At 67.3% G+C, this 7510-nt stretch carries 6 protein-coding genes and 2 pseudogenes; 5 read left to right on the plus strand and 3 right to left on the minus strand.

What is annotated here, in order from left to right:
- The first annotated feature begins 131 nt into the window (after positions 1 to 131).
- The gene (locus tag MRAB57_RS23605) at positions 132 to 800 is read left to right on the plus strand and encodes a C39 family peptidase (protein WP_077089491.1); all 669 of its coding nucleotides are present in this window, start codon (positions 132 to 134) and stop codon (positions 798 to 800) included.
- A 12-nt stretch (positions 801 to 812) separates the two neighbouring features.
- Positions 813 to 908, plus strand: a pseudogene (locus MRAB57_RS29540) (3-alpha-hydroxysteroid dehydrogenase); the annotation flags it as partial.
- On the opposite strand, the gene MRAB57_RS23615 reads toward MRAB57_RS29540, so the two are convergent.
- From MRAB57_RS23615 to MRAB57_RS23625, 3 genes and pseudogenes are all read right to left on the minus strand, one after another.
- Positions 898 to 2385, minus strand: a complete 1488-nt coding sequence (locus MRAB57_RS23615; RefSeq protein WP_077089492.1) for an MFS transporter — start codon at positions 2383 to 2385, stop codon at positions 898 to 900. The pseudogene MRAB57_RS29540 and the gene MRAB57_RS23615 sit on opposite strands and share 11 nt — an antisense overlap.
- Before the next feature lie 175 nt (positions 2386 to 2560).
- Positions 2561 to 3321 (minus strand): annotated as a pseudogene (locus MRAB57_RS23620) (class I SAM-dependent methyltransferase).
- A 55-nt stretch (positions 3322 to 3376) separates the two neighbouring features.
- On the minus strand, positions 3377 to 4318 hold the full coding sequence (locus MRAB57_RS23625; RefSeq protein ID WP_077089493.1) for a TIGR03619 family F420-dependent LLM class oxidoreductase: 942 nt from the start codon (positions 4316 to 4318) through the stop codon (positions 3377 to 3379).
- A gap of 80 nt (positions 4319 to 4398) precedes the next feature.
- Here MRAB57_RS23625 and MRAB57_RS23630 point away from each other — a divergent pair, with 80 nt between their 5' ends.
- The 3 genes from MRAB57_RS23630 to MRAB57_RS23640 all read left to right on the plus strand — a co-directional run bounded on the left by MRAB57_RS23630 (position 4399) and on the right by MRAB57_RS23640 (position 7501).
- Positions 4399 to 5418 carry a TIGR03617 family F420-dependent LLM class oxidoreductase gene (locus MRAB57_RS23630; protein ID WP_077090805.1) on the plus strand — a complete coding sequence of 340 codons (1020 nt, stop codon included), beginning with the start codon at positions 4399 to 4401 and terminating at the stop codon, positions 5416 to 5418.
- 125 nt (positions 5419 to 5543) lie between these two features.
- Positions 5544 to 6236, plus strand: a complete 693-nt coding sequence (locus tag MRAB57_RS23635) for a VldE C-terminal domain-containing protein (RefSeq protein WP_077090806.1) — start codon at positions 5544 to 5546, stop codon at positions 6234 to 6236.
- Between the two features lie 251 nt (positions 6237 to 6487).
- Positions 6488 to 7501, plus strand: a complete 1014-nt coding sequence (locus MRAB57_RS23640; protein WP_083743511.1) for a GGDEF domain-containing protein — start codon at positions 6488 to 6490, stop codon at positions 7499 to 7501.
- The last annotated feature ends 9 nt before the right edge of the window (positions 7502 to 7510 follow it).

A 7510-nucleotide genomic window follows, 5' to 3' on the forward strand; every position in this document is an offset into this window, starting at 1 on the left:
CGATAACGCGTCGGCGCGTTTTCCCAGATTTTCGGCGCCCGTCCCGTTTAATGATCCGCGTAGGGCGACTCGAGTGCCTTTTCTTCAATACAGGGGCAAGCCGCGACGGCGGCTCGAGACCAAGGACGCCCATGGCCAGCATTGTCCGGACCGGCTTCGCCGCGGCCGCAGCTCCCTTGTGGGCCTGCGTCATTGCGGCGACGGTGGCGATGGCCACCGTCGTGCACGCGGCCCCCGGCCCGCCCGCACCCGACGCCGACCACGAGCTGGGCGTCTACGGCGATCCCGCCGGCGCCGCACGCTATTGGCACCAGCAGCGGTGGTCGGATTGCGGGGAGATGGCGGTTGCCGACGTGGTCGGTGAGCTCACCGGCCGCGAGCCAACCGAGCAGCAGATCACCGCCGTGGCCGAACGCACACCCAGCACAGTGGTCTCCGGGCCGATGTGGAGCCGGTCGCGCAACACAGACATCAGGGACCTGCCAATGTTGCTGTGGCACTACTGGATCACCGCCGACAATGTCCAGACCACGACCGGGGCGCTGGAACAGGCGCTGGCCGAGAAGCGCAAGGTCATCGTGATCCTCAACGCCGAGACCATCTGGCACCGGCCCGGCAACCGCGACACCGCAAATCATTTCGTGGTCGTCACCGGCATCGACACGAAAGACGGTGTGGTGCACCTGAATGACAGCGGCATCAAGACGGGCCGCGACGAGCGGGTTCCGCTCGCGACTTTCGAGCAGGCCTGGGCGCCCAACCACAACTCCGCGATCGTGACTCAAACGGCGGAGGCGTAGCCCGGCTACGGCGTGGTGTTCCTCGCCAGCGACGAGTGCACGTACGCGACGGGAGCGGAACTCGTCGTCGACGGCGGCTTGACCAGTTACGCCCCGGTCAAGATGTAGCGCCGCCGCCCGGTTCGCCGGGCTCCTCGGCGTCGGCCACCGTCAGCGGCAGCGCCAGTTCCTCCAGCGGGCGTTGCTCGGCGGCAACACCCAGCCACAGTTCCACCAGCCCCGCGATCGCCATCACGATCGCCCCGATCACGAACGACCAGACCACCAGGTCGCGCTGCCCGGAACTGATCAGCTGGCCGAACAGCAGCGGCCCGGAGATCCCACCGATGGCCGTACCCACCGCGTAGAAGAATGCGATCGCCAGCGCCCTGGTCTCCATCGGGAAGATCTCGCTGACCGTCAGATAGGCCGCGCTCGCGCCCGCCGAAGCCACGAAGAACGCCACCGCGAGCACCGCGATGAATGTCCAGGGGCCGCCGGTGTTGGTGCCGAACACCACCGCGAGGGCGACGACCGCCACGGCCGAACCGATGTAGGTCGCGGTGATCATCGGTTTGCGCCCGACCGTGTCGAACAGCTTGCCCAACAGCAGCGGGCCCGCAAAGTTGCTCAGCGCCCACAGGATGAAGAACAGCGGGACCTTCCCCGACGGGACCGCGTAGAACCCGCTGAGCAGCGTGCCCAGGTTGAACGTCACACCGTTGTAGAGGAACGCCTGGCCGATGAACAGGGCCAGCCCGAGGACCGCGCGCCGCGGATACAGCACGAATGCGACTTTGGCGATCTCCAGCAACGAAATGCTCTGGCGCTGACGGATTTTCAGCGGCTCTCCTTGCGGCTCGGGAAGCGGTTGCCCGGTCGAGGATTCCACGTCGTCTTCGATCTCGCGGACGATGCGCTCGGCCTCCTCGTCCCGGCCGTGAATGAATAACCACCGCGGGCTCTCCGGCACGTTGCGTCGCACCAGGAGAACGAAGATGCCCAAGATGGCCCCGATGCCGAAGGCGAACCGCCAGCCGACGTTGGCCGGGAAGTTCGAGGTGTTCAGCAGGACCAGCGCGCCGGCCGCGCCGGCCGCCGAGCCCAGCCAGTACGTCCCGTTGATGATCAGATCGACCCGGCCGCGCACCCGCGCCGGGATCAGCTCGTCGATCGCCGAATTGATGGCCGCATATTCGCCGCCGATGCCGGCGCCGGTGAAGAAGCGGGCGACGAAGAAATACCAAGGCGCGAACGCGAATGCGGTCGCGACGGTGGCAACCAGGTACACGGCCAGGGTCAGCATGAACAGGTTGCGCCGCCCGAAGCGGTCGGTCAGGTGACCGAAGAACAATGCCCCCACGCAGGCGCCGGTGATGTAGATCGCGGCCGCGACGCCGATCTGGGCCGGGTCCAGCTCGATGCCGCTGCCCTTTTCGGTCAGCCGCGCCGACACGTTGCCGACCATCGTGACCTCGAGCCCGTCCAGGACCCACACGCCGCCGAGCCCCAACACCACGCGCCAGTGAAACCGCGACCACGGCAGCCGGTCCAGTCGTGCCGGGACACGGGTGGTGATGGTCCCCGTCTGTGCGCTGGTGCTCATCTCGCTCCGTTCTCGATGGAGTGCCTGCCCCCGACCTAGCGGTGAAAGCGAGATTACCGGGGCGGCCGGAGACGGCCGGGCAGCAGCCACGTCGAGCGGGCATCGGCCGAGGGTAGGCGGCCGCGAGCGGGATATCGGGGCATCGGCCCCGGGCGAAACGGTGCGGCGGGAGCCGCTAGCGGGCCATCCTGTCGGCGCGCCAGCAGAAGGCCCGCATCGGGACGTCAACCGCCTCGGCGCCCGGGAAGCGCGCCTCCAGCGACGCCCGGGCATGAGCCAGGCGCCGCTCCCGGTCCTCCGGCGAAGCGACGATGACCCTGCTGTAGGTGCCCACCATTGCGACGGCATCGTCGAACACCATCGTGCGGACGAACTTGAAGGTCTCCCGCGCGACGTCGTGGAAGATCTGCGGGTCCGGGAGCGTGACCTCTCGTGGCGCCGTTGGAACCGGTCGGGTGCATCCGCCTCGGACGGCTCGTCGCCGGGCAACCGGTCGAGGTCGCGCACCCAGTCCACCTCTCGGTCCCGGCTCGTCCAGATCAGGCCGAACCGGCCGCCGTCGCGCAGCACTCGACCGATTTCGGGGACCGCGCGATCCGGCTCCATCCAGTGCCACGCCGACGAAATGAAGACGGCGTCCGCGGCGGCGTCCGGGAGCGGAATCGACTCCCCCCGGCCCTCCAGCGCGGTGACCGACGGAGACCGCGCGGCCAACACCTTGCGCATGCGCGCGTCGGGCTCCACGGCGATGACCCGCGTGACTCTGCCGACCAGCGTGCGGGTGAACAGCCCGGTGCCCGCGGCAACGTCGACGGCCACCTGGCAGCCGGGCGGCACCAGCCAGTCCACGGCTTCGGGCGGCGCCTGCGGCCGCAGCACGTCGTAGTCCTCGGCGATCGCCCCGAAGGACATCGCCCGTTCCTGCCGATCCGTCACATTAGCCACGGTAACCGAGCATGCCCGGGAATGCTTGGGACACAATGTGTCCTGCCTAAGAGCGGCCTTTGTCCAGGGTGGGAAGGTGCGGCTTGATCTCCTCGATCACCCACTGCGCGTGCTCGAGGTACGCCTCCGGTCCGCTGAGTCGCGGTGGCGGCACCGACGTGTAGGTCACCCCGAGTTCGGCGAATCGGCACAGCTGGTCGACGATCTCCTGCTTGCCCATCCCCGGGCGGAAGTTCGGGTCGTCGCTGGTGACGTGTCCCTCGCCGACCCTGCCCATCCCCAACGGGTACATGACGTCGAACGGCCTGCCGTCGTACGTCGGCTGCGACTTGATGAAGTCGATCTTGGCGGGAAGCTCGTCGACGCTCGACAGGAACGGCCACCAGCCCGAGGCGAACCGCGCCGCGCGCCTCAGCGCGGCGTCCGCGTCGCCGGCGATCCAGATCGGTAGGTGCGGGCGCTGCACCGGCTTCGGCTCGAACGCGATCGCATCGAATGACACGTATTTGCCCGCGAAACTGGGTGATTCGCTGGTCCACAGCTCCACCATCGCCGCCAGGTACTCGTCGGCCATGCGGCCCCGTTCGTGAAACGGTATCCCGAGCGCGGCGAATTCCTCTGCGTCCCAACCGACTCCGAATGTCGCGAAGATGCGTCCACCGCTCATCCAGTCGGCGGTCGCCAAACCTTTCGCCAGCACGATCGGGTGGTGCAGCGGCAGGATCGTCACGCTCGAGTTGACCCGGATGCGCCGCGTCGCCCCCGCGACGAACGCCTGGGCCACCGTCGAATGCAGATAGTGCGGACCCGAGAGCTCCAGATGCGAATGCGGGACGACGAAATGCTCGGGCACCGAGACCATGTCGTAGCCCAACTCGTCGGCACGCCTGACCATCTCGGCTTGTTGCGGCCCCGTCACTGCCAATTCCCATTTCGACGTGATCGCCGGCAACTCGATGGTGTGCGGCAGGCCGAATGCGAATTTCATCCCGTCATGATGTCACCCGGGTCGCGGCGGCGTTCTGGCCGCGTGATCCCGGCCGGCCCGCGGGGATGTACGGTTCGACGGTGCATGTCGACGTCATGACCGCTCCGCAGCCGCTGGCAAAGGTGGGCCAGACGGCCCAGCGCACCCAGGCGTCCGGGTTTTCCGGCCTGCTGTTCACCGAGACCGGACGGACCGCCTTTCTCAACGCCGCCGTGGCGTCGCAGGCCGCACCGGGCCTGGAGCTGTCCACCGGCGTCGCGGTCGCGTTCCCCCGGAGCCCGTTCGTCACCGCCGCCAACGCGTGGGAGTTGCAGGAAGCGTCCAACGGAAAGTTCCGGCTCGGCCTGGGCACCCAGGTGCGCACCCACATCGTGCGGCGATACGGCATGGGCACCTTCGAGCGGCCCGGCCCGCGCCTGCGCGACTACACGCTCGCCGTCAAGGCGTGCTTCTCCGCCTTCCGCACCGGGAAGCTCGATTACCACGGCGAGTTCTACGACCTCGACTTCATCACCCCGCAGTGGAGCGCGGGCCCCATCGATGCGCCGGATCCCAAGGTCGACGTCGCCGCCGTGAATCCGTGGATGCTGCGGATGGCTGGCGAAGTCGCGGACGGGGTCCACGTCCATCCACTGGGTGAGCCCGGATACCTTGCGCGCCACGTGGTGCCGAACGTCGCCCGCGGCGCGGCGAAGGCGGACCGCTCACCGTCGGACGTCGCGGTGATCGTGCCGGTCATGACGATCGTCGGCGACACCGAGGAAGAGCGGCGCCAGGAACGCGAACTCGCCCGAACGGCGATCAGCTTCTACGCCAGCACACCCAACTACTCGTTCATCTTGGACGAGGCAGGATTCGAAGGGACGACGGCGCGGCTTCGCGAGAAGCAGAAGCTCGGCGACCTACCCGGCATGGCGTCGGTGATCACCGACGAGCACCTCGCCGTCTTCGCCACGGAATCGACGTGGGACAGCCTCGAAGACGCGCTCGTCGAAAAGTACGCAGGCGTCGCGACCCGCATCGTCTTGTACAACGCGCTCGCCAACCCCGAGCGCTTCGAACGATACGGTGAAGTGGCCCAACGCATTTCGGACCGCTGACCACAGCTGGCGTTCAGCAACGGACAGTTCGCGTCGCGCGCCCCGGCGAGTTCGTCGTAAAGTCGGCGCACCCGAGATGGCGAAACCTGGCCCCAGGCATTGCAGCCGACATTAAAGTGCAGTTCATGGCCAGAGATGTGTTAGCCAAGGCGCGCGGCCGCTGGTTGGCGATCCCGGCCTCGCTCGTCGTCTCTGCGGCCATGATCTACGCGCAGAGCACCGAGCCTCATCCGGGTCCCGTGGAGCCCCCGGCGGCGGCCCAGGCGGGTCCGGCGATCCCACCGTTCGTGCCACCCGCACCGCCGCACATCGCGAGCCCCGCGGAGATCGAGTCGCTGACGGCCAACGCGCCCAACCTGGCACCCTCGGCCGGCCAACCCTTCCAGATCGCGCTACCCCGCGGCGTCGCCAACGAGGACCGGCTCCAGATCAAGACCATCTGGGCCGCCCGCGCCGTCAGCCTGCTGTTTCCGCAGATCAAGACCATCTACGGGTACCGGCAGGACCCGCTGCCGTGGCACCCCAACGGTCTGGCGATCGACGTGATGATTCCGGATCATGGCAGCCCGGAGGGCATCGAACTCGGCAACCAAATCGCCGGCTACGCCCTGGCGAACGCGAAGCGGTGGGGTATCAACCACGTGATCTGGCGGCAGAAGATCTATCCGGGCCCAAACTCGGGAGCCTGGACGGCCGACCTGGGCAACGAGACCGCGAACCACTATGACCACGTCCACATCGCCACCGGTGGCGGCGGCTACCCGACCGGGCACGAAACGTACTACATCGGGTCGATGAATCCCGCGCCGCCGGAATGATCGAAGCGCCTTGACCTGGCGTTTTGCCTGACCGGCGCCCGGGTGCAATCAGAGCAGCAAACGTCGCGCCGCAAGAAGTGACTCAAGCCCCGCACTTATCGCGGTAATCTGCTTTCCTGCCAAATCGGCCGCCCATCCGGACGCGGCCAATTCCGCCGGAGGGGGTGCGCGTGAACGCCCCCCTTTCGTCTGAATCGACGGCCTCCTGCTCCCCCATCCGCGAATTCGGTGAGGCGGACTATGTCGACGGCATGGAGCGTCTGGTGCATGCCGTCCAGGAATTGTCGTTGGCCCGCAGCCTGCCCGAAATTCAGCGCATCGTGCGGACCAGGGCGCGTGAGCTCACCGGTTGCGATGGCGCCACGTTCGTGCTGCGCGACAACGACAACTGCTACTACGCCGACGAGGACGCGATCGCCCCGCTGTGGAAGGGCAACCGCTTCCCGATCAACATCTGCATCAGCGGCTGGGCGATGCTGAACCGCGATGCCGCGATCATCCCGGACGTCTTCCGCGACCCGCGCATCCCGCAGACGCTGTATCGCCCCACGTTCGTCAAGAGCCTGGTGATGGTTCCCATCCGAAAGCTGAACCCGATCGGCGCGATCGGCAATTACTGGGCATACCAGCACGCGCCGTCCGAGCAGGAGGTGCGCCTGCTGCAGGCGCTGGCCGATTCGACCTCGATCGCCATGGAGAACGTCGGAGTCTATTCGGAGTTGGAGCAGCGGGTGCGCGATCGCACCGCCGCGCTCGAGGATGCCAACGAGGAGATCCGCAGGCTGTCCGTCACCGACGAACTGACCGGACTCAACAATCGTCGTGGCTTCTACCTGCTGGCCGAGCAGAAGCTCCGCGGGACGCACCACCTCGGCCGCAGCTGCGTGCTGGCCTTCCTCGACGTCAACGGGCTCAAACGGGTCAACGACGAACAGGGACACGATGCCGGCGATGCGCTGATCAAAGACGTCGCCGAGGTGCTGCGCAGCATCGAGCGCGACTCCGACATTCTCGCCCGCATCGGCGGTGACGAATTCTGCGTCATGGTCACCGAGATCGACGGCGAGACAAGCACACTCAAGGAACGCCTCGACGAGGCGTTCTGTTCGTTCAACGCCACGCGCATCCGGCCCTACCGCGTTTCCGCCAGCATCGGGATCGTGCGGGCGTCCGCGTCGGGCGGGGCTCCCAGCCTCGATCAACTGTTGGCCGATGCCGACGCATTGATGTACGAGGAAAAGAAGGCCAACGGCAGTTCGCGTTAGGCGAATTCG

Origin of the sequence: Mycobacterium rhizamassiliense (genome assembly GCF_900157375.1) — a bacterium.
Lineage (GTDB): Bacteria > Actinomycetota > Actinomycetes > Mycobacteriales > Mycobacteriaceae > Mycobacterium > Mycobacterium rhizamassiliense.